The 25,445-nt window shown below is 39.0% G+C and carries 21 protein-coding genes and 1 pseudogene; 9 read left to right on the top strand and 13 right to left on the bottom strand.

Annotation, left to right across the window (positions count from 1 at the left end):
* Positions 1–72: 72 nt before the first annotated feature.
* The 5 genes and pseudogenes from HXT44_RS03410 (at position 73) to HXT44_RS03430 (ending at position 4,694) form a co-directional block, all read left to right on the top strand.
* A pseudogene (locus HXT44_RS03410) lies at positions 73–1,260 on the top strand (MFS transporter).
* A gap of 144 nt (positions 1,261–1,404) precedes the next feature.
* Positions 1,405–1,647, top strand: a complete 243-nt coding sequence (locus HXT44_RS03415) for a DUF3791 domain-containing protein (protein ID WP_012914119.1) — start codon at positions 1,405–1,407, stop codon at positions 1,645–1,647.
* Positions 1,644–2,138 carry a DUF3990 domain-containing protein gene (locus HXT44_RS03420; RefSeq protein ID WP_102155217.1) on the top strand — a complete coding sequence of 165 codons (495 nt, stop codon included), beginning with the start codon at positions 1,644–1,646 and terminating at the stop codon, positions 2,136–2,138. The genes HXT44_RS03415 and HXT44_RS03420 overlap by 4 nt, the downstream gene beginning before the upstream one ends.
* A gap of 6 nt (positions 2,139–2,144) precedes the next feature.
* On the top strand, positions 2,145–2,372 hold the full coding sequence (locus HXT44_RS03425) for a DUF3791 domain-containing protein (RefSeq protein WP_004111475.1): 228 nt from the start codon (positions 2,145–2,147) through the stop codon (positions 2,370–2,372).
* Positions 2,373–2,492: 120 nt separating this feature from the next.
* On the top strand, positions 2,493–4,694 hold the full coding sequence (locus HXT44_RS03430) for an InlB B-repeat-containing protein (protein WP_421783185.1): 2,202 nt from the start codon (positions 2,493–2,495) through the stop codon (positions 4,692–4,694).
* Between the two features lie 36 nt (positions 4,695–4,730).
* Here HXT44_RS03430 and HXT44_RS03435 read toward each other — a convergent pair whose 3' ends face one another.
* Positions 4,731–7,394 (bottom strand): DNA gyrase/topoisomerase IV subunit A, encoded by a 2,664-nt coding sequence (locus HXT44_RS03435; RefSeq protein ID WP_285089369.1) that lies wholly within the window; start codon positions 7,392–7,394, stop codon positions 4,731–4,733.
* 161 nt (positions 7,395–7,555) lie between these two features.
* Here HXT44_RS03435 and HXT44_RS03440 point away from each other — a divergent pair, with 161 nt between their 5' ends.
* Complete coding sequence (locus HXT44_RS03440) at positions 7,556–8,815, top strand: alkaline phosphatase family protein (RefSeq protein ID WP_004111479.1); 1,260 nt, start codon at positions 7,556–7,558, stop codon at positions 8,813–8,815.
* Between the two features lie 133 nt (positions 8,816–8,948).
* On the opposite strand, the gene sepH is transcribed toward HXT44_RS03440, so the two are convergent.
* Positions 8,949–10,157, bottom strand: coding sequence for a septation protein SepH (gene sepH / locus HXT44_RS03445; protein WP_004111481.1), 1,209 nt, complete (start codon positions 10,155–10,157; stop codon positions 8,949–8,951).
* Positions 10,158–10,315: 158 nt separating this feature from the next.
* Between sepH and HXT44_RS03450 the strand changes: the two genes are divergently transcribed.
* From HXT44_RS03450 to HXT44_RS03460, 3 genes are all read left to right on the top strand, one after another.
* Entirely contained in the window at positions 10,316–10,609 is a 294-nt protein-coding gene (locus HXT44_RS03450; protein ID WP_004111484.1) for a DUF4193 domain-containing protein, read from the top strand.
* Positions 10,610–11,089: a dUTP diphosphatase gene (dut, locus tag HXT44_RS03455; protein WP_004111486.1), complete on the top strand. Its 480-nt coding sequence runs from the start codon at positions 10,610–10,612 to the stop codon at positions 11,087–11,089.
* Positions 11,090–11,211: 122 nt separating this feature from the next.
* Entirely contained in the window at positions 11,212–13,563 is a 2,352-nt protein-coding gene (locus HXT44_RS03460) for a RelA/SpoT family protein (protein ID WP_103014015.1), read from the top strand.
* A gap of 89 nt (positions 13,564–13,652) precedes the next feature.
* On the opposite strand, the gene HXT44_RS03465 is transcribed toward HXT44_RS03460, so the two are convergent.
* The 11 genes from HXT44_RS03465 to HXT44_RS03515 form a co-directional block, all read right to left on the bottom strand.
* The gene (locus HXT44_RS03465) at positions 13,653–13,934 is read right to left on the bottom strand and encodes an HU family DNA-binding protein (RefSeq protein WP_004119480.1); all 282 of its coding nucleotides are present in this window, start codon (positions 13,932–13,934) and stop codon (positions 13,653–13,655) included.
* Between the two features lie 206 nt (positions 13,935–14,140).
* Complete coding sequence (locus tag HXT44_RS03470) at positions 14,141–16,576, bottom strand: lysylphosphatidylglycerol synthase transmembrane domain-containing protein (protein ID WP_004111489.1); 2,436 nt, start codon at positions 16,574–16,576, stop codon at positions 14,141–14,143.
* 15 nt (positions 16,577–16,591) lie between these two features.
* Complete coding sequence (gene purB / locus HXT44_RS03475; RefSeq protein ID WP_004111491.1) at positions 16,592–18,034, bottom strand: adenylosuccinate lyase; 1,443 nt, start codon at positions 18,032–18,034, stop codon at positions 16,592–16,594.
* 62 nt (positions 18,035–18,096) lie between these two features.
* Positions 18,097–19,704: a hypothetical protein gene (locus HXT44_RS03480; RefSeq protein WP_004111495.1), complete on the bottom strand. Its 1,608-nt coding sequence runs from the start codon at positions 19,702–19,704 to the stop codon at positions 18,097–18,099.
* Between the two features lies 1 nt (position 19,705).
* Complete coding sequence (locus HXT44_RS03485; protein ID WP_004111497.1) at positions 19,706–19,894, bottom strand: hypothetical protein; 189 nt, start codon at positions 19,892–19,894, stop codon at positions 19,706–19,708.
* A 110-nt stretch (positions 19,895–20,004) separates the two neighbouring features.
* On the bottom strand, positions 20,005–20,595 hold the full coding sequence (locus HXT44_RS03490) for a DUF6466 family protein (protein WP_033888760.1): 591 nt from the start codon (positions 20,593–20,595) through the stop codon (positions 20,005–20,007).
* Positions 20,592–21,707: a vWA domain-containing protein gene (locus tag HXT44_RS03495; RefSeq protein WP_004111501.1), complete on the bottom strand. Its 1,116-nt coding sequence runs from the start codon at positions 21,705–21,707 to the stop codon at positions 20,592–20,594. The genes HXT44_RS03490 and HXT44_RS03495 overlap by 4 nt, the downstream gene beginning before the upstream one ends.
* Positions 21,704–22,840, bottom strand: a complete 1,137-nt coding sequence (locus tag HXT44_RS03500; protein ID WP_004111502.1) for a vWA domain-containing protein — start codon at positions 22,838–22,840, stop codon at positions 21,704–21,706. The genes HXT44_RS03495 and HXT44_RS03500 overlap by 4 nt, the downstream gene beginning before the upstream one ends.
* Positions 22,840–23,367, bottom strand: a complete 528-nt coding sequence (locus HXT44_RS03505; protein ID WP_004111504.1) for a hypothetical protein — start codon at positions 23,365–23,367, stop codon at positions 22,840–22,842. The genes HXT44_RS03500 and HXT44_RS03505 overlap by 1 nt, the downstream gene beginning before the upstream one ends.
* Before the next feature lies 1 nt (position 23,368).
* Positions 23,369–24,310, bottom strand: coding sequence for a DUF58 domain-containing protein (locus HXT44_RS03510; protein WP_004111506.1), 942 nt, complete (start codon positions 24,308–24,310; stop codon positions 23,369–23,371).
* Positions 24,307–25,431, bottom strand: coding sequence for an AAA family ATPase (locus tag HXT44_RS03515; protein ID WP_033888761.1), 1,125 nt, complete (start codon positions 25,429–25,431; stop codon positions 24,307–24,309). The genes HXT44_RS03510 and HXT44_RS03515 overlap by 4 nt, the downstream gene beginning before the upstream one ends.
* Between the last annotated feature and the right edge of the window lie 14 nt (positions 25,432–25,445).

The raw sequence follows: 25,445 nt of genomic DNA on the forward strand, positions 1-25,445 counted from the left end.
ATATTCCTTTATATTGCTTTATAAAGTCGCGTTGGTATTACAAATATGAAGTACTAAGGTTGGGGAATTTTTATGGTTAACCTTCTTCTTGCTGTTATTTATCTTGCTTTTATAAGCTTGGGTTTGCCTGATGCTCTTCTTGGAGCTGCGTGGCCTACGATGAGTCATGATGTTGGTGCGCAAATTTCTTGGGCTGGCGGAATATCAATGGTTATTTCTGCAGGAACAATTGTTTCTGCGCTGCTATCTAATAGGTTTACGCATAAGTTTGGCCCTGGGAAGGTTACGCTTATTTCAGTTGCTTTAACAGCTTTAGCGTTACTAGGTTTTTCTTTTGCTCCGAATTATCTTGTGCTTATTTTTCTAGCTATACCATACGGTTTAGGTGCTGGAGGAGTGGATGCGGCTCTTAATAATTACGTTGCAATTCACTATGAAAGCTGGCACATGAGCTGGCTTCACTGCATGTGGGGAATTGGTGCTTCCGCAGGTCCTTATGTTATGGGTTTCGCACTTTCTCACGGTCAGCGTTGGCCTGCAGGCTACCAGTATATTGCTGTTATACAAATTGCTCTCACTCTTGTGTTATTCATAAGTTTGCCGCTGTGGAAAAATAATAATAAAAAGGCAGAGACGCATAATCTTACTGAGGTAAAGAAACAATCTTCTGGGATGCTATCTTATAAGGAAGTTTTGCGCATTCCAGGAGCTAAGAATATTCTTATTATGTTCTTTTGCTATTGTGCGTTGGAACAAACTGCAGGATTGTGGGCTAGTAGTTACATGGTTTTGCATGGAGGAGTTAGCCGCATTGTTGCGGCAGGTTGGGCAAGCTTGTTTTATGTTGGCATTACAGTTGGTCGTTTTATAAGCGGATTTCTTACTATGCGTTTTAACGATGCAACGATGATTCGTATTGGGCAGTGCGTAATGCTTATGGGCATTCTGGTATTGTTGCTGCCTTTGCCGAATCATATTTAGCTTATTGCAGGATTTGTAATTATTGGACTAGGCTGCGCTCCAGTTTACCCATGCATTATTCATTCCACGCCGCATTATTTTGGTGCAGATAAGTCTCAAGCTATTGTTGGCATGCAAATGGCAAGCGCATATATTGGGTCTATGGTAATGCCTGCGATTTTTGGACTAATTGCGCAGAATGTTTCTATGGTGCTTCTTCCGGCTTATTTGCTTATTCTTCTCGCTGTAATGACTTTTATGCACGTGCGCTTGCTTCGAACTTGCGTAACTCGAGTCTGAAAGTATTTGTGTGCGCGATTGCTTATATTTTTTTGATGTAGACTTGTGTTAGATGTGTTATGTGTGCTAGGTGTGTTAGAACTTGTTGTATACGCATTATCTAGTAGATGTATTTCTAATAATGTTTTTACAAAAGGAGGGGTTATGAATGATATTAAGCAAGAAGTCTTTGACAAAGATAAGCTTGATTTTGCAATATTTTGTATTGAAAATGTTGCTAAGAAGCTTAATCAAAACCCTCGCGATACGTATGATGCTTTGACTAAGAAGAGTAATATTCTTATGTCTTATATTGTTCCATCTTATGACGTTTTGCACACTCAAGGCAAAGAGTATATTACAAACGATATTATTTCCTTCATGCGCGAAAAAGGTGTAAAAGTATGATTGTTTATCACGGTTCTTTTATGCCTGTTGAATTTCCAGATGTATTGCATTCGCGTAAAGATGTTGATTTTGGCGCAGGATTCTACGTTACATCAATATGTAGCCAGGCTGATAATTGGGCGAAGAAATTTATTCGCAAGGACAAAGATGCTTTTGTTTCTTCTTATAATTTTGACAATAATGTTCTTAATGAATTATCTGTTCTTAAGTTTGATTCATATTCTGAAGAATGGCTTAATTTCATACTTAATGCTCGTTCTGGAAATGATGCAAGCAGTTTTGATGTAGTAATTGGCGGTGTAGCAAACGATAAGGTTTATAACACACTTGAATTGTTTTTTGATGATTTAATTACTAAGTCTGAAGCTTTAGGCAGACTAAAATATGAAAAACCTAATAATCAAATATGTTTTAGAAGTCAAAAAGCTATTGATTTGTGTCTTACATACATAAAAAGCGAGTGTGTAAATAGTAAGTTTTTAGGGGAGTGATGGATTTTGAAGGCGAATCCTATTTTGTTGCAAAAGAAGTATGCTAGGGTTGTAAGTCTTCTGGCTGAGCGTGCTGGGTTGAGTTATGAGCAGGCGCTTGACGTGTTTTACCATTCTGTTACTTACGATTTGATGCGTAATGGTATTTCGGATATGCATTGTATGAGCGACGGATATTTGGTTCAAGATTTGCTTGATGAGATGCATAATTCTAAAATGTGTGTTAATGCATGACTTTTGTAATAAATTAAACGATTGTGTGATATACCATGCTTGCATTTGTATTTCGACTATAAAGCGTACAATGTGTATACGTTTTTACATTATCTCGTTATCTATTTTTTAAGAGGGTAAATGAATAAGAGAACTGGTCTTATGTTGACTGCCACTATGATGGGTATTGCTACTGCTGCTTGTGCTTTCTGCATGGGGCAAAGTGCGAATGCTGCCGAAACTTCAGCTTCTTCTGGTGTTAATACGACTGTAAATTCTTCTACAAATAATTCTTTTACCACAGCTTCTAATACAGAAACTTCCTCTACAGAAGGTTCTTCTTCCGTAACTTCTTATAACGCAGCTTCTAATACGCCCAATGGGGGGGCTGCTTTAGATAGCACTTCCGCAAAACCTTCTGGAAATACTGTACCTTCCAAGTCTAGCGAAACTGCAAAAACTGCCGAAACCACAAAATCTACTAAATCTTCTAAAGCTTCTGAATCTGTAACTGATGCTGAAAATTCTGAAAATGCTAGACTTACACAAGCTCTTATAGATGTAAGCAATACTAATCTTCAAACAAATAATCGTGAAGATAGAAGCGTACACGCATCTGCAGAATCTAAAGCAGCATCAACTGATTCGGGTACTACAGATGATGCATCTTTAACTTGGACGAAGGACGACTTTAACATTTCTGACGATGGTACAACTATTGGAGGTAGGAAAAATGTTTATTATCCGGAGACCGGTCAAACGGTAAATGAGTATGTGGACGGACTTAGTGCCAAAGGCAAGGAGAAACTTAAGAAAAATCATCATGTTGTGATTCCTGAGGGTATTGAGGTAATTCATGAATGTGCTTTTACCGGTCAGGCTGACAAAGTCGGGAATAAGCATAAACACGTTGACGGCGAGACTTATATTGAGGGTGTCACTCTTCCGCAATCTCTTAGAATAATAGAATATGGAGCTTTTGGTTGGAATAAAATTAAAGGAACCGTTGTTATTCCAAAAAATGTGGCTTCAGTAAGCGATGCAGCCTTTGTTGCTAATGAAATTGAAAAAGTTGTGTTTGAAGGCGTGCTTGATGATAAGGGAAAAGAGCACGATACAGATACTAATCCGTATTATCTTGCTGGAGTTGGTAGTGTTGCTTTCCAAGGTAATAAAATTTCTGAAATTGTCGTAAAAGGTAATTTAGGACAATATAAGTTTCGCTCAGGGGAAAATGATTCACCGTTTGACAATCAAAATCCTGGACCTTTCACTATTGAAGTGGGAGAGGAATACAAAAGTCCTATCAAAATTACGCAAGAAAGCGCTGGTCATACAATCAGTGTTATGGAGGGTTTTGAGGAGAATGGAAATCCTGTAACGATTGACCTCTCACCATATTTTAAGAAAAATGCTGATGGCAAATATGTAGCTGTAAAAACTGGCACACTTGAAGGTCAGTGCATTTTTTATGACTTTGTTCAGCGTGTGCCTAGGATGATTGGTAGATCGCATTTTACGTACAACATTGTTCCTAAAGCTACGATTTACACAGTTACTTTTGTAAATGGCGCTAATTCTCATTATGCTTCTGTGCAAGTTAAGGAAGGCAAAAGCATAAACGATAAGAGTGTTGATAGTCAGTCTATGCCTAAAGATCCTACGAAGATTGGGTACACTTTTGAAGGGTGGAATGAAGATCAAGACGGTACTGGTGCAGTGTTCCTTGCCAGCACTAGTGTAAACAAAAATTTGAAAGTTTACTCTATTTTTAAGAATTACTTACCAGTTATTACAGTTCAGAATAAGACTATTACTGAGGGTGATTCACTCGATTTGAATAGTCTTGTTGTGTCTGTTAGTGATATTGAGGATAATTCTATAGCAACTAAGGTTAAGCGTATTAGTGACGGTGGTTTTAATAACAATGTTCCAGGTGTTTACACTATCACGTTTAGCGTAACGGACAATGGCGGTGCTACTGCAACAACAGTTGCAACAGTAACTGTTAATAAGAAGCCAACGCCTCTAATTCCACCAGCTCCTGCGCCGGAGCCGGAGCTAACTCCAACTCCTGTTCCACTTCCTGAGTCGTCGGCCCCTGTTGCTCCAGGTCCGATTCTGACACCCTCTGAGTCTGAGACAGAACCTGAGTCCGCTCCAGCTCTTTCGCAACCGGAGCAACCGGAAGCTAAGCGCGTTGTTAAGCATCTTCCTAAAACTGGCTCTTCAGTAGCTATGGTAATAAATTATTTGTTTGCATCTGTGACTGCAGGAATTTTTGCACTTGTAGAAGCTAGAAAATCACTTCGCAGATATTCCAAGCATGCTCGCAAAAACTAGCTTTAAAAAGTGTAAAACTAGCAAGCAAAAACATTACTACCCAATGTGCGCAATTGGGGAAACAAGCTCAGTTCCAGAAGCGTCCCTACGCATATCTGGTTTAGGTAACTCAACATTGCTTCCGCCTTCCGTAACTGCTTGCAATGGATAGTATCCAACATATGCGTGTATCAACGTATCTTGACCTTTAAGGAATCTTTGCGAGCGCACGCCACCAGTTGCGCGACCTTTTGTTGGGTACATGTCAAATGGAGTAATCTTTGCAGAACCGTTTTCGGTTCCAGGAAGAGCTTCACTGTCTCCAGCAACGGTGAATACAACTGTCCCAGAAGCGGAGAATAAACCATTTTCACCTTCTTCGTAATGCCACTCTATTGATTTTTCTGGCACTACTGCGAAGGTTGCAACTTTAGCACCTTCTGCTAAACGAATGCCTGCCATTCCGCCTGCTGTGCGTCCTTGTGGTCTAACTTGTTTAGCGTCAAAGGTAAGTAATGACGAATCACTACTAATGAACACGAGTCTGTCGTTGTCTTTTGCTGGAGCTGCGGCAATAACGGTGTCGTCGTCTTTTAAGTCAATTATGCTCCATGAATCCATGGTAGTTGGAGCTTCAAAATTCCATCTTTTAACTACACCGTTTCGTGTTCCAATTGCAAGTGGAGTAGCGTTTTGTGAGGCATCAAATGCTATTGCTGAAACTACGCGTTCTCCTCTTACTGGATCCGTGCTTTGTGTGGAAGTTAGCAGTTCTTGTGCTTTTACTCCGTGGTTGAGCAGCGCAGGTTTTCCTTCTTCATAGTTAAGTTGTGGCAAATCTGCAACATGAGCTAGAACTAGTCGACCAGATGAAGTAACAAGAGCACAAGTTGAACGCGTTGTTGTTGCAAACATTGTTTTACAAGGAGTGTTAAATACGTTGTTGTTGTGCGAATTCCAATGTTCTAACACTGCAATGCTTGTTCTGGCAATTAACCCTGAAGTGCTTAATGCTACTGCGCAAGGTTCGTCACTTAATTGCATTGCAACAGAAGATGCGTCAGCTTCTCCAGTTTTACGAGCTGCATTAGCTGCTGCAGCCAAATCTGCTTGAGTTGAAGTAATTTTATTTGCTGATTGCACAGCTTTAATCGCAATATCCTCACTGTTTTTATTTATGCTGGAGGCTACTGGAGTAAAACTACCATCTTCATTTTCGTCAAGCAAAATTGTTCTGCGTGGAGTATCCCATTGTTTAACTGCAGAATCCATATCTGCTATTACGACGTTGTCGAGTTTAGCTTCAGAACTTAATATTTGATTTAGCTCTTCAATTTTTTTGAGCAAATCGTCGCGTTCAGCTTCGAGCTCTATTCGGCTCATTTTAGTAAGTCTGCGAAGACGTAAGTCAAGAATATACTGTGCTTGAATTTCATCAAGATCGAATACTTTAATTAACTTAGTTTTTGCACTATCTGCATCTTCAGATGAACGAATGACCTGAATTACTTCATCAATATCAAGAAGTGCAAGAAGCAAGCCATCAACCAAATGTAAGCGTTCTTGAGCTTTTTTGCGCCTAAATTCGCTGCGTCTGCGTACCACGGTTCTGCGGTGAGAAATCCAAACGTCTAATAGCTCTCGCAAGCCCATTGTGTGAGGTCTACCGTCAACAAGTGCAACATTGTTAATAGTAAAGCTCTCTTGCAAAGGAGTGTGCTTAAAAAGTTGAGCAAGCACAGCGTTAGGATCAAAACCTGTCTTAATCTCAATAACAATACGAGTTCCGTTATGTCGATCTGTTAAATCAATAGCACCTGAAATACCGTCTAATTTTCTTGATTTAACTCCTTGAGAAATTCTTTCCAAAACTCGCTCTGGGCCAACCATAAACGGAAGTTCTGTAACAATAATAGCTTTTTTGCGAGCAGTAATATTTTCGATATGTGTTGTAGATCTTGTAGTGAATGCTCCGCGACCTGTTGCGTAAGCTTCGCGAATGCCATTTCTACCAATGATAATTCCTCCGCTAGGCCAGTCAGGTCCTGGAACTAGTTTCATAAGATCATCTAGGGTTGCATCAGGATGTTTCATAACATATTTTGCTGCAGCAACTACTTCTCCTAGATTATGTGTTGCCATATTAGTTGCCATGCCTACAGCAATTCCAGAAGCACCATTTACTAAAAGATTTGGAATAGCTGCAGGAAGCACAGTAGGTTCTTTTAGTTTATTATCGTAATTTGGTACGAAATCAACTGTGTCTTCGTTGATATCCGCGTTCATACCTAGTGATGCAGGAGCTAAACGTGCTTCGGTGTATCGAGAAGCTGCTGGACCGTCGTCAAGAGAGCCAAAATTACCGTGTCCGTCAACAAGCGGCAAGCGTAGGGAAAATGGTTGAGCTAGACGAACCATTGCCTCATAGATTGCAGAATCACCGTGAGGATGAAGTTTACCCATTACTTCACCAACAACACGCGCTGATTTCATATAAGCATGATCAGGACTCAAATTCATATTGCCCATTTGATACACAATGCGTCGCTGCACTGGTTTCATTCCGTCTCGTGCGTCCGGTAAAGCTCGAGCATAAATAACTGAATAAGCATATTCCAAGAAGGATTTGCTCATTTCTTCGTTTAATGGTGTTTCAACAATATGCTCTTTAACTTTTCTTGGGTCGAAAGCTTGCTGTGTTGAGTGATGGCGTGAGGGCATATTTAGAACTCCTTGAATGACATTACGGCTATCAATCTTACCAATTTATATGCACAAACAGCATGTTTTTGCTGAATTTTTCAGCAATTTGACTAGTTATTTATATAAATATTTGTTATTCGCGTTTTGTTCAATGCAATATAAGTGGTTCAATAGTAAGTATGAGTGCTGAAATACCGTCTGAAAATGATCTTTTGCAATTTGTTGGTAATGTTAAGTACGGTGATTTTTCTAATTCCGCAGTTAATGAAAATTTTTCTTACGATTTTAATGAAAAAAATCTTGGTGGAGCGTTACATATATCTTCGGTTCTTCCAGCTTTAAGTGATGCAATAGATGCTCCTGTTAAAACAGCTATTCATAACGATCCACACGCTTTGCGAGAAAGTCTTGGTTTCCCTAAATCTAATTCTGCAATTGTAGTGTTAATAGATGGTTTAGGATACTGGAATATTCTTATGCGCAAAGGTCACGCTCCTTATTTACGATCCTTGCTTAACGAATCAATAAATCAACGACCAATTAGCACGTGCGTTCCAAGCACAACTGTTGCTGCAATGGCTACTTTTGGAACAGGCACATGTCCTGGTCTTACTTGCATGACCGGTTACACGCAAAAGAATTCTCAAACTGGTAAACTTGCGCAGCTTATTCAATTTAATGATGCGCCTGATCCGCTAGTTTTGCAGCAAGAGCCGACTATATTTGAAAGTTTAGTTTCTAATGGAGTCCGTGCAGATAGCGTGGGATTACCAAAGTTTGAAAATACTCCTCTTACCAAAGCTGCTTTTCGTGGAGCAAATTATATTACTGCTGGAACTCCTAGAGCTCGCATTCTTAAGGCTGCTAATAACAGTAAAACTCCAGGTTTAACTTATATGTATTTACGTGACGCTGATAAAACCGGTCATAATTATGGTTGGGATTCTCAGCAGTGGGTTTCTGTTTTTGAGCAAATTGACGAGCAGTTGCGTCTTTTGCGAGCAAATTGTGCTCCTGGAACATTAATTGTTATTACTGCAGATCATGGGATGATTAAATCCGATCCCAATAAGCGAATTGATATTGCTAAACATGATGAGCTGATAAAAGGCGTATCGATGGTTGGCGGTGAACCTCGTTCTGTAATGTTGTATGCTAACAGTGACGCAAATCCTGAAGATATTATTTACCGTTGGCGTGAATATTTTGGAACTAATGCAATTGTACGCAGTAAAAAACAAGCCATTGACGATGGTATTTTTGGTTTAGTAAACAACAGGGCAGAGGATGTTATTGGCGATGTTATTGTGCAAGCTTGTGGAGCTTACACAATTGTTGATTCTCGCATTCAATCTGATAAAGCTATGAGTTTACCTAGCGTTCATGGATCGATGACTCATATGGAAATGGATATTCCGTGCCTCATAGATTTAGTGTAAGCGATTTTTGCTTCTATTATTGAAAATATTTTATAAATCGTAACTTAGCAAATAAAATGTGTGACACTCAAATTTTATTAAGAGTGTCACACATATTGTTAATAAGCGAAAAATTTATTTTTAAACTTCTTATTTAGCTTTCGCCAAATAATATTTCATCCCAGCTTGGTACTGCTGCTCTTCCAGCTTTACGTTTATTGTGCTCAGAAGATGATTTTTCTTGGCCATTAGTATTAATTTCTTGATTATTTTTAGCAGAATTTTGATTACTTTCAGCAGCATTTTTTTGCAAATTCGTACTAACAATATCTGCTTTTTCAGCATTTTGAACTTTCGCAGCCAATGATTTTTGTGCTTCATTAGACGCATTGACGATTTTGCTATTCGTTTCGTTTCTATTAATAAATTCAGCATCTGGTTGTATTAGCGAAGTCTGCTGAGGATTATCTTCTTTAATAAATTGCGTATTTGTTTCAGTAGAACGCTTAGAATAGCCTTTTTCTAATACTTGCTGTATGTCAGAATTATTGTCCTGATTTTCGAAGGAAGATTGGGCTTGTGCATCTGCAAGTTTGTCACTGTTTCTAAGTTCCCATTGAGAAACAGCTCGTTCGATTCTGGCAGAACGAATAGAATTTCCTGGAAGCTCTTCAGTGTTGAATGGGAAATTAATGCTTACAGTGTCTCTATAAGCTCCACCATATGGAGATTGTTTAGAAGTATCCGCTGCATTAACATCTTCACCAAGCAATAATCTAGACGAAGGGTTCGCGCATGTAACAGAGTTGTCATGCATGTTCCATGTCCACTCAGCTTTAATAGTGCGAGTAGCAGTTTTGAAAGTAGCAGTAATTCGCCATGGCTCTAATCCTCTGCGCGTTGCTTTCCATTGCACTGTTTCCATGCCAATATGTGCTTTAGCTAATGTTCTTTCAATTAAATCTGCAATAGTGCGCATATTGCTTTGTTTAGGAGCAGGTACTAGAAGGAACTGCTCAATTGCATACTGCTTTTCGGTTTCAACGCCTGCAGAAAAACGCCTAACTTGTGCTTCACTAACGTTGTATCTTTGCGCCACATGTGAAGGTGCAACTCCTGCGCGAATCAATGCCTGAATTTGCGAAATAGGCAATGTTGCATTAGATTGTATAGAATTTGTGCCAGCATCTGCTGAGTTATGTTCATCGCTGTTTTTACTCGTAATTTTATGTGAACCAGCGATGGCGCGTTCCAGCGTGTCGTCCACTTGAATACGTAACGGCGTGTTTTCACAAATGAAAATCAAATTACCGTCTGCGTCAATATGGTCGAAACTCGCCTCTTTTGGCGGATTTTCAAGCATTATGCACCACTTTCTTCGCTTTTAACAATACTATTTATATACTTTAGTCCATACACTGCATTCTTTACCATTTTATTTAAAATAAAAAATGTGTAATATACGGGGTAGCATTCGTGTATGCTATGCGCGTAAGTAGCTTTAAAAACGAAAGGACCATAATGGCACAGGATTATGATTCTCCTCGTAGCAAAGATGAGGACGAAGAGTCGTTGGAAGCTTTGAGTAAAGGTTCTCAAAATTCAAACAGCGATATTGACGATGATGAAAATGCTATTGCTGAAGACTACGAGTTGCCAGGTGCTGATTTAAGTAACGAAGATGCATCCGTAACTGTTATCCCTATGCAAGGCGATGAATTTATTTGTTCTGAATGCTTCTTAGTTAAGCATCGCAGCCAGTTAGCTGAAACTAATGCTGATGGTCAGCCTGTTTGCAAGGAGTGCGCAGCTTAAATGGCATATGACGAGACCTATACTGGCCCCGAACAGGTTGAGGTATTAATTAAGTATCTCGATGATGAAACATCTACATTACAGCCGCTTTGCTACGCGCATGCAGGTGATGCAGGTGCCGATTTAAGAACTACCCAAGATTTTACTTTGCGTCCTTTCCAGAGAGCGCTTGTTCCTACTGGAGTTGCTATAGCTTTACCTGCAGGTTATGTTGCTTTAGTGCATCCTCGTTCTGGTTTAGCAGCAAAACAGGGTGTGACTGTGCTAAATGCACCTGGAACAGTTGATGCCGGGTATCGTGGTGAAATTAAGGTTCCTCTTATTAATTTAGATCCTGAGAACACAGTGCAATTCCATAAAGGTGATCGTATCGCTCAAATGGTTATACAACGTTATGTAGAAGCACGATTTATTCCCGCATCTAAATTACCTGAATCTGATCGCTCTGATAAAGGTTTTGGCTCCACTGGCGTACAATAATCTTTTTATAAATATCCGACCGGTTTTTAAAACTGAGTCGGATTTATTGTATGTATTTTTTGTTTTGGTAGTGTATTGAGCGAATTGCAGGTAGGATAGTAAAAAGTACCAGGAGGTGCCAAATGGGTGAACTTCAAGAGGATATAAAAGGATCCAATAGGCTCGGATGTGAAATCAGCGAAGATTCTCAAAATCCATTATTGCCAATATTGAGCATGTGCAAATGGCATCATCCTAATGAGGATATGAGCATTCTTCATAGAGCTTATGATCGTGCTGTAAAGCAGCATACAGGTCAAAGACGCAAATCTGGTGAGCCATACATTATTCATCCTCTTGCTGTAGCTCAAATTCTTGCAGATCTTGGAATGGGACCAATTGTTGTTGCTTCAGGATTATTACACGACACTGTAGAAGATACAGATTACACGCTAGAAGAATGTCGAGCTGAATTTGGCGATACTGTAGCAGGTCTTGTAGATGGTGTTACAAAAATATCCAACATGGAATATGGCGAAAGTGCTCAAGCAGAAACTATTCGTAAGATGGTTGTTGCAATGAGCCGCGATGTGCGAGTGCTTGTAGTAAAGCTTGCGGATCGTTTGCATAATGCTCGTACTTGGAGGTATGTTAAGCCATCAAGTTCACATAAAAAAGCAAGAGAAACTCTTGACGTATATGCGCCTCTTGCTAACCGTTTAGGCATGAATGCAATTAAAACTGAACTTGAAGAGCTGAGTTTTAAAGTATTGTATCCAAAAATTTATAATGAAATTGTTGTTTTAGTTGCTCGTAGAGCAGGTCAGCGTGAAGTTTATTTACGACAAATTCTCGAAGAAATTAATGCAGATCTTGCAGAACAACATGTTAAAGCATCGGTAAAAGGTCGACCAAAAGATTATTTCTCTATTTACCAAAAGATGATCGTTCGAGGTCATGATTTTGCTAATATTTACGATTTAGTTGGTGTGAGAATAATAGTCGATTCTATTCGTGACTGTTATGCAGCATTAGGTGCAGTGCATGCTCGATGGAGCCCTGTTCCAGGACGTTTTAAGGATTACATTGCAACTCCAAAGTTGAATATGTATCAAAGCTTGCATACTACAGTTGTAGGCCCTGGTGGAAAGCCAGTAGAGATTCAAATACGCACATGGGATATGCATAGGCGTGCTGAATTCGGCATCGCAGCTCATTGGAAGTACAAAGCTAATGGTCAGGCTGGTCGCGCTTTAAGTAAGCCTGATAATGATGATTTAAAACGCGAAAATAATATTGATGACAAAAAAGAGCTTAGCGAAGCAGATAATCTTAAGTGGATTCAACAGCTTGCTGATTGGACTAGTGAGACTCCAGATTCAGATGAATTCTTAGGTTCATTAAAACAAGATCTTGGTGCTTCTGAAGTTTATGTTTTTACTCCAAAGGGGAGTATTGTTGCGCTTCCGCAGGATGCAACTCCTGTTGATTTTGCATATTCTGTGCATACTGAAGTTGGTCACCGCATGATGGGTGCGCGTGTAAATGGACGCTTGGTTCCTCTTGATACGAAACTTTCAAACGGTGACACTGTAGAGGTGCTTACTTCAAAGTCGGATACAGCTGGACCATCTCGCGATTGGCTGAGTTTTGTAAAATCTCCTCGTGCTCGAAATAAAATACGTCAATGGTTTAGCAAGGAACGCCGCTCTGAGGCGATTGAAGAGGGCAAGGATGAGCTAACTCGCGCTATGCGTAAACGTAACTTGCCTTTAACTACTTTGATGACGCAGCAGGCATTAATTGGCGTTGCTGATGAATTGAATTTGCCTACTAATGTTGAGTCTTTATATGCGGCTATTGGCGAAGGTCAAGTTTCTACACAGAATGTTATTTCGCGTTTAGTAAAAGATGCGGGCGCTGATGAAGTTGCAGAAGAAGTAGAACAAGAAGCATTGCCTTTACGCCATGTTGAGCGCAGCCATAAGTCTAACGGTGCTTTGGGAGTATCAGTTAAGGGTGTTGGAGACGTTTGGGTCAAGCTTGCAAAATGTTGCATGCCAGTTCCAGGAGATATGATTATTGGTTTTATAACACGAAACCAAGGTGTGTCTGTGCATAGGACTGACTGCCAGAACATGCTCGATTTGCAAAAAACTCAATCAGAGCGCGTTATTCCTGTTCAATGGACTAGCGATAAAGGCTTGTTCTTGGTTAAGGTCCAAGTTGAAGCATTGGATCGACAACATCTTCTTTCGGATGTTACTCGCGTTCTTTCAGATCATGGAGTAAATATTCTTTCCGGAACTATTGCTACAGGCGATGACCGTGTTGCAACAAGTCAATTTACCTTTGAAATGGCAGATCCTCAGCACTTAGCAACTCTACTTGCTGCTATCCGTAAAATTGAAGGCGTTTTTGACGTTTACCGCATTACGGGAGCAAAAGATAGCGCAGAGCCGCGTTTGCGAAAAATGGAACGAGGAAATCTATAAAAGATGGGCACCCCAGCTTTGGAGTGCCCATCTTTGTTTTTGCGCAAATAGTATTTGTTTAATGTAATAAATACGAAAAACGCTTAATTTCAGGCAGTAACAGCCTTCTTCAACAAGGAGCCAGCGGAAATACGTACACCGTAAGAAGCTGGAATCTTGATGGTTTCACCGGTACGCGGGTTGCGGCCAGTGCGCTCAGCACGCTTTACGCGTTCTGCGGAGAACAGACCAGTAAGCTTCAAACCTTCACCGGACTGTAAAGCCTCAACGAACACATCCTGGAATGCGTTGACGGCGGCTTCGGCCTGTGCCTTGGTCAGGTTGGACTTCTGTGCGATCTTAGAAACGAGATCAGACTTGTTGTATGCCATGCAGCATCCTTTGTGTCAGGGGACCTTCTCTTCAAAGGTCACGTTCATACTAGATATTAGTACATTTTCCCTACAAATGTAGCCATTTTTGCATTTTTTCTTAATATTTTTTATTTATTTTTTGCTGTTTTTTATTTAAAACGCACTTGCATAGAAACAGATACGATATTTGCTAATAAAAATACACAAATGTTTGTAAATCTCACTTATATAAGCTCATTATTGCTGAGCCACTTCATTGCAAACGCGCCTAACGGAATTCTCAACCAGTAGAACATAAGCCTATACAGAAGAGTGGCAGACAAAGCAACTGTTGGAGGAACACCTACAGATGTAAATGCGAAAGTAAGAGAAGCTTCAACAGCACCCAAGCCGCCTGGCGTAGGCACTGCCGATCCAGCAGCGTTAGCAAGTAAGAATAGTAAGATTGTTTCCCAAGGATTTGCGTAATATCCAAATGCAAGCAAAGAAATCCAATAACCCAATCCAATGCATGAAACAAGCACAATAGCACCAAAAGAGCCTGCAATAAGTTGCATAGGATGTGAAATAAGTTCCTTAATTTGATGGCCGTAATCAGATAATATTGGCAAATAATGCTTTCGAATTGCTTTACGAGCGGACGGAATAACCATTAAAACACAAACTATAAGTGTGATTATTCCAATGAAAGTAATGAGCATATGAGTAGGAATCATTCCAGAAAGCACATTTTTACCAGTGAAAACGCCTATAGAAAGTAATACTAAAGTTGTCATTAATGCTTGAATAAGCCATACTGCACTAGTAATTGCTGTAGCTTGAGCTGAAGTGTACCCGCTTTTCTTTAATAATTGCATATTTACAAATGCAGGACCAACACCAGCAGGCATAGAAACTGCTGTGAAACCAGTAGCTGCTTGAGATGCAAACAAAACATGTGCAGAAGGTTTTTGATCATCCATGAATGAGCCGAGAGTAATTGCAGATCCAATCCAAGCAAACATGCTGCAAGCAAAGCACATAAATACCATTACATTATCTGCGTGACGCAAGGCAGCAAATACTTCCTGAGGATGCCACTGTGTAGCAATAACAGCGACAGCAACAATCGAAAGAACCAAGCTAACAAAGAAACGTATATTGAAGCGCGCTAAACGCACAGTATCATAATCTTCTTCATCTGTGTGTAAAGCAACTATTTGACTTAACTTATTGCAAAGATTTTGGAAAACTTTTTTATTCCAAGATGGCAAAGATCTCGTGGAAGCAGGAATAGCAGCTTTCTGCATAAAAGGCAATAGTGCAGATAACTTTTCTGCACCCCATGTGTTAATAGCAGCTTTAAGAGCAGTGTCAATATCTGTGCAAGATGCAATAAGCGTTAAAAGCTGAACTTTATCAAGTGCAATATTTGTATCATCGCTGGCAACGTCGCCGTTTTGCCAACCTGCAATAACTGGTGTTCCGTCTTCAAGCCTAGCAATAGTTTCAGGAGTGATGCGTCTATGCGTAATACCGCGAGTGTTAGCAGCATCTACATAACGCATTAATTTTGCTGCATCATCAATAGTTAAAGTGTTCAAATTGCAAGGCAGTAGAGCGTTAGAAGCGTGAAAAACCATTATTGAAGATTTATCACTGTCGCTTACTCCATAAACATTCGCTGTTGGCAAATGCATATTTCGTAAAACAAGAAGCATAGAAAGGTGGTGATGAACAGAATGTCTAGCAGAACGATCTCTACGAGTTGGTATATCTACTAAACGCACCCACTGCCATAATTGATTTAAATAACCTGGTAAATGAACTTGATTATCTAATACTGAAATTACATAACGTATGCCGTGGATGTCTGTTGCATCATACAATCTTGAATTTTCAATTAAATCGTCATCAAGACTTGAACGAAGAACTCCAGTATGATCAGCTTGCTGAGTTCTACGAGTTAATTGAGTAAGATTATCTATGCCAATATTTTTTAAAGCAAGAACAATATCGTCACCCCAAGCACCCTTACTGCGTGTGCCTTTTGCGAAACGAATAAGCGTACCAATTGCTCTTCCTAAGCAACATGATACAAGAATAGCAGAGTAGGAATCCCAAGATGAAAATAGAAGTATTGCTGTAACAATGAATAAAGCATTCCAGCCCCACATTACATGCTTATATTCGCGTCTAGGACCACTAACTGTAAGAAAAGCAACCAGAACAGCATACATGTCTGGAAGCAAATCAGCCCAAGTGTTATTAGACCGCATTTGTAAAGATTCAATCAAAGCTATATTGTGTGTAGAAAATATCGCAATAGATAACAGCCATACTGAACCATAACTTATAAACAGCGTAATAACAGAAATAGCGGTATCAATCCAACGCCTGTCAGAAACCATGTGTGCAATAACTTCTGCAACAACAATAAGAGTAAGACCTTGCTGTATCAGAACAAATGAAAGATTATTAAAAGATAATCCTATAATTTGAGTAGCACTTCGTGCATCAATCTTCATAGCATCAGCCGTTGCTGATAAACACATTGACGACAACAAAGTAAAAACGCCAATTACAACTGATGATATTGCATACAACAAATCAGCCCAACTACGTACTAAGCTAGGCTGAGTATCTTCAATAACAAGATTTGGATTTATGCTAGATTGCATGGCTTTACCGTCTACTTAATCAATAAAGTCCACCAATTGTGAAGCAAATCCAGTGTAAGATTCTGGTGTCATTGCTTGCAAACGAGCTGCAGTATTGGCATCAAAGTTACGAGATTTAATGAATTCTTCTACGTCACTTTGTGAAATATGGTGACCACGCATTAATTCTTTTACTTGCTCATATGGTCGTTCCATACCAGGTACGCCAGCAATTTCTTCAGCACGCATTGCTGTTTGAATTGGCTCTCCAAGAACTTCCCAATTTTCGTCTAATTCTTTTGCCATAAATTCTTTATTAGGATGAATAGACTTCAAACCGCCTAAAAGATTATTCAAAGCAAGAAGAGCATAACCGAAAGCTGAGCCAACATTCCTTTGAGTAGTAGAATCTGTAAGATCACGCTGCCAGCGGCTTTCAGTAAGAGTTGCACATAATGTGTCAAACAGTGAGCAAGAAATCTCAAGATTAGCTTCAGCGTTCTCAAAACGAATAGGATTAACCTTATGAGGCATAGTAGAAGATCCTGTAGCTCCCTTCACAGGAACTTGCACAAAAATACCTCTAGAAATATACATCCATACGTCAACTGCAAGATTATGCAGAATATGGTTTATGTGACTTACAGTGCTATAAAGTTCAGCCTGCCAATCGTGGCTTTCAATTTGAGTCGTTAATGGATTCCATTGAAGACCCATTCTATTTTCAACAAACTCTTGAGATACGCTAATCCAATCAACTTCTGGGAAAGCAGCTAAATGAGCTCCAAAAGTTCCTGTAGCACCATTCAACTTTCCTAAATACTCTTGAGTATCAAGATGACGAAGTTGACGACGCAAACGATATGCAAACACTGCCAATTCCTTACCTAAAGTAGTTGGAGTAGCAGGCTGGCCATGAGTTAACGAAAGCATAGATAAATCTCTATATTCGTTAGCATTCTTAACTAAATAATCAACTATCGCTTCTAAATTCGGACGATAAACGTTTAAAACAGCTTGCTTTACGCAACGCGCAATAGAAAGATTATTAATATCTTCACTTGTGCATGAAAAATGTACTAAAGTTTTTAAATTTGAAAGCTCAGTAGCACGACCAAGCTTATTTTCTGCTTCGTCTAACGCATCGTCAATGTAGTATTCAACAGCTTTAACATCGTGATGAGTAATAGCCTCATGCGCAGCATGACGAGCAATTCCTTCAGCATCAAAATTTTCAGGAATAGAACGCAAATATGAGCATTCTTCATCAGTTAAAGGATTAACACCCTTAACAATTGGCTGGAATTGATTAGCTTCATAACCATTTGCGAGAAGAATCATCCACTCAACTTCTACACGCATGCGCTCGCGATTTAACGCAGGTTCGCTTAAATATTCAACGAGTGCGGATGTTTGATTATGATAACGCCCATCGAGAGGAGTCAGAGCTATTGCAGGAGAAATATCGGTAAGCTTCATAGTTTTAAGGTTACATCATGCTGCGAATTAGCTTAATTTTACTCAATAAGAATTTAATTATTTTATTTTTTCATTACTCCTTGCCACAATGTAGTACTTTGCAATTTGCCATTAATAGTATTCTGAAAATGTCGATCTTGCTCGCGCACACTTTTAGATCCGAGTTGAAGAGCATCTTCATAAGCTGCAGTATGGTAATGCAAATCATGAGTTAAAGTTCCTTCTTCTGGAACGTCATTAACGAATATTCCGTCATTATCGAATTTTTTAGTCGAATATTGTTTGCCAGAAAAACGCGTGACTCCAGGAGGTAAAGAACACTTAGATTCTTTAACATGAATTGCATGACCGTGAATAGTCACCCAATTATTTCTACGAGGATTCTCTTTGCCATCTAAAGAAGGCACAATCTCATCGTCCATCTCAATACTAGTAACCCAAGTTTTCTTAGGAATTGGATGATTTGCAATAGGAGATCCAGCAGTAACAACATGCTGTATGTTGTATTGCTTAGCGTAATCGCTTGCAATGCTTGCTGCAACAATACCTCCTTGAGAATGTCCTACTAAAGCAACAGGCTCGTTAGATTTAATTCCAGAACGTTTCATAGCTTCTACAACCATTCGAGTGCTATCAGCTTGTTTTCTAACTAAAGAACTATGACTCATTACTTCTGCGTTTTGTGCCCAACCAAAAGGAGAGTGTGCTTTACCGTCAGTTCCTGGAATTATTACTAACCATGACGAACTGCCATCGCTGCGCCTAAAACGTTGAATTGCAATAGTAGCAGCATCTGGATTAACAAGTGGTGGTCTAACGCCCAAATTTTCGCTTCCAAGTTCCGTTAAATTTTCTAAAGTTTCAAGCAGATTACGTCCAGGTCTAGCAAGAACAGATTCAGGTTTTCTCCACATCTCATTTACTTTAGTGAGAAGTAAATTATTACCTTGCTTTCGATCATTAATAGGCGCGCTTACGAAGCTAAGAGCACTAGAAATAAATGGAATAGCTTGTGATAAATATTTTTGAGCATTGGATAAAAAGTTTAGTGAGGTTTCACGCTCTTTTTTATTTATGGGGCCTTTCGCATTTCCGGCAATAAATATTGGCAAACTTGTAATAGGATTTAAAATAAGGTGCTGCGATAGACCTCGAATAATTCCTTGTTGTATATTCTTAGTTGCGTAGGACCATCTAGCAAGATTTTGGAAACCTGAATGATTTTTATTATCTTGATTAACGGCGAGACCTGCGGAGAATAAAACATGTAAAGCAAAAATAGGGTTTGCAAGAGCCAAGAAAGAAATTTTATTGTCTAACTCGTCTTTTGCACGAAATTCTGCATCTTCATACAAATTATTTGCTCTTGCAATAAGAAAAGCAAGATTTTCTAAATTTTGAGACATTAAATAACATTTATGAGCATATTCATGACATATGCTTTCAGTTAAAAATGATTGCGAAGAATCATGAATATATGCTCCTGATTCTTTTTGTATACCATAATTTTGACCGGCAATAACCATCGCTGCATTAAGCCATAAATTTTTTAGCGTAAGTAATTCTTTAGCAATATTATTGAGTTTTCTGGAAAAACTAATATACGCTTCTCTATCAGCAACGCTAAGCGTCATTCCACCTACAACAGAGGACTTAACTTTCCAAGACATACTATATTCCTCCGCGAATGTTATATAACGCATACGCTTGTGCAGAAATATTTTTCATACTATGACGAAAATGTTCGGCTGCAAGCCCTTGCCAATCTTCTAATTCAGTCGCTGCGGATTCTGCCATAACGCAGCGAACGCACTCTTGAGTGCGTTGTATAAGCCATTGCCATTCGTAATATGTGTGCATAATCGTTATTACACACGTTTATTAATGAAAAGTCACTAAAAAATATTCAATGTGGTTAAAAGGTTATTAATGCTTATTGCTTCGCTTATAGATAATCGTTGAAGATTTAATTACCAAGGCTTATTGCTGCTTTCATCAGTTTTAGTACGTTTTTCTGTCTTTTCTAAACCTTGCTGGTCTTCTTGATTCTGTGAAGATTGAGAATCCACATGATCGTTCTGTTTTAGCAAGTTTTCAACTTTATTGCGCTGAGTATTGTCCAACTGAGGCTTAGACGAATCTGACTGCTTTTTATCTTTAGAAGAATTGTTAGAATTATCGTTTTTAAAATGATTGTTATGCTTTTTCGGTTTCTGCTGCTTATTAGTATTGTTTTGATTCTGCTTTAATTTTTCTGTTAACTTTCGTGATAATTCAGCATTTTTGTCAATACTATTTCGAAGTTGAGGAAGCAGTATCATTTCTTGAGATTTAGCATCATCAAATTGCGCATCAGTTTGCTGTTGCTGAGTTAAAAGCACATTCTTGTCGCTATCTATACTCTTGGAAGATTTTATGTTGGAAATAAGGCTATCAGTAGCAGCATTATATGTGTATTGTGCTCTCCAATTTACGATAGCAAAATACGCTACGAATATCGCAATAATCAAGAATAAGAATGTAACAATGCGAATAATTGTGCGACTAGACATGTGCTTCATACTAATTTCCTTGAAGTTATAAACCACGACATTAATTCCCAAATTAAAAGTATCGACGCAAATATTGCAAACGGCCAAATAATTGGTTCAGGTCTCAAACGAGGTTTTGCTGTCTCGTTCATTCTCCATTGGTGTGAAAGAATTGGTTTTGCTTCGTCTCCAAATGTTACGTTTAAAGATGAGTGCATATACTTGCCGCTAAGCTCATCGGCAATATTTCGCAAGTTCTTTTCATCAAGCTTTGAAATTCCAGGATTTCCTGTAGCAGGATCAATAACCCATTGATTAGAGGTATTGTCTTCGCTGTAGTCGTCAAGTTGCAGCTGTGTTTTTTCCAAAGGTATTTTAGCTCCTTTAGATGAGCCTATTCCAATAACAAATGCGTTAGTAATATAAGCTCTGAGCGATGAAAATGTGCGGCGCTTTCGTTGTGTTGTTTCCTCACCATCGCTTAAAACATACAAAACTGTTGTATCATCTGGATGAGCATCATGTATAGCTTTTGCAGTAAGCAAAGTTTGATCTATAGGAGCGTCAAGACTAGTTCCAGTAGCTACGCTAGTTGGTTCAGTTCGTAAAGTATTTATCCAATTGTCAACTGCTCTAGCATCAGGCGTTAATGGAACATCGACAGACGTAGAAGCACCAAAAGAAATAGCAGCAAAACTTGAGTTAGCATAGGATTTTGTTATTTGACGAATAATATTCCTTGCTGCATCAATACGCTCAATCTTACTATTTTTTGCATAATCAGCGTCTTTTGCTCTCATTGAACCTGTTATATCTAGAGCAATAATCACGTTTGTTGCATTTACTGCTCTTTGTAAAGTTGAACGCATAATACTTGGAGATAGCACGCAAATTATTAGCATTATGCATATGCCAATACGTCTTAATCTCATGCAAAAAGTTTCATCACTTGATCCTGGTTTCCTACGTATAGGCACAATTTCAAAAAACATTGCTGCCAACAAAACTAATATTGCAATAATCGCAATAATCCAGCCATATGATGGAGAAAAAACCAACTGACCTGCTTGAGAAGTGTCAGAAGCTTCAATTTTAGCGTGTGCAAACAGTAGGGTAGTAGCAGAAAATAGTGTTGTTGTCATCGCTTCATCCTCTTTGCAATAGCTAGCCAAATCACAACGCTAAACACAGTAAGCAAAACCCAAAGACCAGGATCGTCGCTAAATGCAGACTGAGCAGCGCCTTGAGGAATTGCAGTATGTCTTTTTTCAATTTCTTTTACTAAATTAATAACAGAATCAGAATTGCGTTGAGAAAGGAAAATTCCGCCATGAGATTCAATAAGCTGTTTCATTTCTAACGTAGCATCATCATTCTCATTCTGTTTTGCGCCAGAATATAACCCGTCGACAGTAATTTTAGCTTGCTTTGTTAAATCTAAAGCTTGCTTTAATGAGTAAGTTTGTTTTCCAGAAACAACATTATCTGTAGCAAGAACAATGGAAGAACTTCTATTAAAACGGCTTTGTATTTTATGGTTATTATGAGCAGAACCATAAATAAAACCTGGAAGCATTGCTGCGCAACTAACTAAACCGTCTCCAATAAGAGATGTTGCGTTTTTGCGATTTTGAGTTCCTTCAAGCCAGTCAGAAATTTCCTGATATTGGCGTTGTTGTAAACGATTAATACGACTTTGCGATTGAACTCCGCCAAGCAAATTTGCAGCATATTGCAATTGTTTTTTAGCTAGTCGATAATCGTCAGTCAGTGGAAAAACTGTTCTAGATGTGGAGTTAAAAATGCTTAATCCAATGCGTTCACCCTGAAAATGCTCAATAAAATTAAGATACGCTTGAATTACTTCGCGATCATATGGTAAAGCAGAACCTGAAACGTCTAAGCATAAAACAATGTCTCTAGAACTAACTTGCTCGTTCGCATTAAACACTCGGGCTGGTCTAGAAGCAACAGCAAGCGAACTGCATAAAGATACTACCAATGCAGCCGCAGCAAACCTTCTAAACATTCGCCACATATACCATGAATGACTAGTAGTAGTTCCTTGTAGATCATTGTCAAAAGTAAAAGTATAGAATTTTCGCGTAATATTACTAGTTTGACTCTTATACTTCTTTTTTAAAATATTGCTACGAATGGAATCTAAAATTAGTAAGATAGCAAAAATTGCTACAGAAATAACAACGCCTGCAACAAAAAGCAAAGGCCATTGCCATCTCCATGGCCATATGTATTCCCAAACATTATTACTCATCAACGTTTGTCCTTCGTTTGCCAGCCTTCAAGCAATACTAAAACCCATTCAGCAGCCTGCTCAACAGTAGTATTTCGCGCTTGCTCGTTTGCTTTGCGATCAGCAAATTCTGGAGGATACAAAGCAGATATTGTTTGGCGTAACATATCAGCACCTTTTTTATTGCGCCATTTCAAACGCAAAGAAGCCAATTCTCCCAAAGTGTGAGTTTGAATATCTTCACCGCTCATCTTCGAAACATAAGATCTAGCAATAGAAGCCAATTCTGCACAAGCCTGATCTTTAGTAAGTTCATTGTTATGATACTTCTCAACAATCGCATCAATATCTTTACGCCAAGCTTGTTTGTTTACATTATGAACGTGAACTGCTTCTGTAGAGTTGCTACTTTCAGTTAATTTTTTTGGCTTTTTAAAAGAAAAATATAAAACCGCAAAAGCAATAAAGATAACAACAAGCGATGCAGAAAGTAGTATTAAAAAAAGCGTTTCATCATGTAAAGGCTTTTGAATATCTTCCAGGCTCATTCTATTCAACCTCCTTGTTAAATGAGTCAGCAAGATAATTTGTACGGCTCACTTTTTGTGCAGAAATATGGAAAACTTCTTCACTTGAAGAACCATAAATTATTGAAGATTGAACACCAAGCAGCATATCGTATAAAGCGTTTATTCTAAAATTTCTACGAGCTTCGACTTCATTTTTATTTGATTCTTTTTTCAAAAACGCCGGTACTTTACGTAAAGTAATTCCATCAAATATTTGCAAATCAATTGCAGAATCAAAAGGATTAATAGGAGAGACAACAATAACTACAAGCTTATGATTTTGCGTAATTTTACGCAAAGATTCAGAGTTATGAGCTTGTAATGCATACTCATCAGTTATTAAAACTACCAGACCATTATTGTCAATATTTTTTAGTAACGAAGTAAGCAACGCATCAATGTCTCTGGTATTCCTACGAGTATTAAGCAACGTATAATCTAGATTTCGCTCAAAATCAGAAAGATTACTAGCAGAATGAACATTGATAACGTTTTTTCCATCTGCACACAACAAAGAAACAGCATCATGACGTTTTAAACTCAAAGATGCAAAAAAGCATGCAGAGTTAGACGCAACTTCATACAGAGATTCTCCAGAAACACAAGCTCCATTCATATTGATGCTTGTATCTAAAGCAATCCAAGTATGAGAAGACGAAGTACGCTCTCTAGAAGACACCATAGGTTGTCCAGTTCGAGCACTCGCAGACCAATTCATCATGCGAGCTTCATCTCCTGGCTGCCACGCGTGTATGTCAATAACATCACCTGTGCCAAAACGTCTGTGCGAAGGATGGTCTCCCTCTAATAAGCCTAAAGCTTTACGCGCAATAGGCAAATCAATTCGCTGATCCAAAAGCTCAATTTTGCGACGCACGGCTTTAGCAGGTTCAGATAATACTAACCGCTTCGTACGCATCATGGCACAGGAACCGTCTTAACTAATGCATCAATTACTTGATCTGTAGTAATAGAATCAGCTAAAGCTTCAAAAGTTAAAAGTATGCGATGCCTTAACACTTCATGCGCAAACAATTTAATATCTTCAGGTATCACATAATCGCGTCCAGAAAGTAAAGCGTGAGCTTGAGCAATACGAATAAGTGCAATTGATGCACGCGGGCTAGCTCCCATACGAACCAATGAATTAATTGTAGGAAGTGGATGCGTACCTTCACCGCGAGAAGTTGCAACAAAATCAACTACATATTTCATAACTGCTTCAGAAACGTGTATGCGACGCGCTGCAGTACGCATAAAAACAACATCTTGCAAACTTATGCGTTGAGTATTTAGCTTTGAAGGATCAACGACATCCAATCCGCGTTGAGTAAGTAATTGCAGCATACGAACTTCCTCTTCAGGATTAGGGTAAGTCATAACTGCCTTTACCATAAAACGATCCATTTGGGCTTCTGGAAGATTAAATGTTCCTTCTTCCTCAATTGGATTTTGCGTAGCAATAACCATAAATGGTTGAGGCAGAGGAATTCTTTCGCCTCCAATAGTTGTTGCTCCTTCTGCCATAGCTTCAAGCATTGCAGATTGAGTTTTTGCATTTGAGCGATTAATCTCATCCAACAAAATAACATTTGCATGGATAGGACCAATTTGCGTAGTAAAATGTTGAGAAGCAAAATCAAAAACTTGAGTACCAACTAAATCTGCTGGCATTAAATCCGGAGTACACTGCACACGACGGAAACTACCTGACATAGCTGTTGCAAGAGTTTGAGCAGCAGTAGTTTTTGCGAGACCTGGTACTGATTCAATAAGAATGTGTCCGCCTGCAATAAGAGTAAGAATAAGAGACTCTCGTAAAGCGTCTTGACCGACTAAAGTTTGTGCAAAACGTGCGCGCAAAATATTTGCAATTTGCTGACAACGACGTATGTCATCACTCGAAATAGTTGCAGTGACTTGCGCACTTGCATTAGAAACAGCAGACGGTTGAGGTACAGCTGATCCAATGCCAAGCTTAGAAGCAATTGAAGTTTTATCGGTTAACGGTTTCTTCTGTGGTTGCGGTGGAAATAATGCCATAAGAGACATTTTAA

The sequence above is a fragment of the Gardnerella sp. DNF01198P genome (genome assembly GCF_049244165.1).
Lineage (GTDB): Bacteria > Actinomycetota > Actinomycetes > Actinomycetales > Bifidobacteriaceae > Bifidobacterium > Bifidobacterium swidsinskii.

Bases quoted from the DNA above. Each gene is read 5' to 3' on its own strand.
- HXT44_RS03500 (WP_004111502.1), bottom strand. From the start codon at position 22,840: ATGAGTAATAATGTTTGGGAATACATATGGCCATGGAGATGGCAATGG.
- HXT44_RS03465 (WP_004119480.1), bottom strand. From the start codon at position 13,934: ATGGCATACAACAAGTCTGATCTCGTTTCTAAGATCGCACAGAAGTCC.
- HXT44_RS03435 (WP_285089369.1), bottom strand. From the start codon at position 7,394: ATGCCCTCACGCCATCACTCAACACAGCAAGCTTTCGACCCAAGAAAA.
- HXT44_RS03415 (WP_012914119.1), top strand. From the start codon at position 1,405: ATGAATGATATTAAGCAAGAAGTCTTTGACAAAGATAAGCTTGATTTT.
- HXT44_RS03490 (WP_033888760.1), bottom strand. From the start codon at position 20,595: ATGAAGCACATGTCTAGTCGCACAATTATTCGCATTGTTACATTCTTA.
- HXT44_RS03470 (WP_004111489.1), bottom strand. From the start codon at position 16,576: ATGCAATCTAGCATAAATCCAAATCTTGTTATTGAAGATACTCAGCCT.
- HXT44_RS03460 (WP_103014015.1), top strand. From the start codon at position 11,212: ATGGGTGAACTTCAAGAGGATATAAAAGGATCCAATAGGCTCGGATGT.
- HXT44_RS03505 (WP_004111504.1), bottom strand. From the start codon at position 23,367: ATGAGCCTGGAAGATATTCAAAAGCCTTTACATGATGAAACGCTTTTT.
- HXT44_RS03510 (WP_004111506.1), bottom strand. From the start codon at position 24,310: ATGATGCGTACGAAGCGGTTAGTATTATCTGAACCTGCTAAAGCCGTG.
- HXT44_RS03450 (WP_004111484.1), top strand. From the start codon at position 10,316: ATGGCACAGGATTATGATTCTCCTCGTAGCAAAGATGAGGACGAAGAG.
- dut (WP_004111486.1), top strand. From the start codon at position 10,610: ATGGCATATGACGAGACCTATACTGGCCCCGAACAGGTTGAGGTATTA.
- HXT44_RS03430 (WP_421783185.1), top strand. From the start codon at position 2,493: ATGAATAAGAGAACTGGTCTTATGTTGACTGCCACTATGATGGGTATT.
- HXT44_RS03485 (WP_004111497.1), bottom strand. From the start codon at position 19,894: ATGCACACATATTACGAATGGCAATGGCTTATACAACGCACTCAAGAG.
- HXT44_RS03495 (WP_004111501.1), bottom strand. From the start codon at position 21,707: ATGACAACAACACTATTTTCTGCTACTACCCTACTGTTTGCACACGCT.
- HXT44_RS03440 (WP_004111479.1), top strand. From the start codon at position 7,556: ATGAGTGCTGAAATACCGTCTGAAAATGATCTTTTGCAATTTGTTGGT.
- HXT44_RS03480 (WP_004111495.1), bottom strand. From the start codon at position 19,704: ATGTCTTGGAAAGTTAAGTCCTCTGTTGTAGGTGGAATGACGCTTAGC.
- purB (WP_004111491.1), bottom strand. From the start codon at position 18,034: ATGAAGCTTACCGATATTTCTCCTGCAATAGCTCTGACTCCTCTCGAT.
- HXT44_RS03420 (WP_102155217.1), top strand. From the start codon at position 1,644: ATGATTGTTTATCACGGTTCTTTTATGCCTGTTGAATTTCCAGATGTA.
- HXT44_RS03515 (WP_033888761.1), bottom strand. From the start codon at position 25,431: ATGGCATTATTTCCACCGCAACCACAGAAGAAACCGTTAACCGATAAA.
- sepH (WP_004111481.1), bottom strand. From the start codon at position 10,157: ATGCTTGAAAATCCGCCAAAAGAGGCGAGTTTCGACCATATTGACGCA.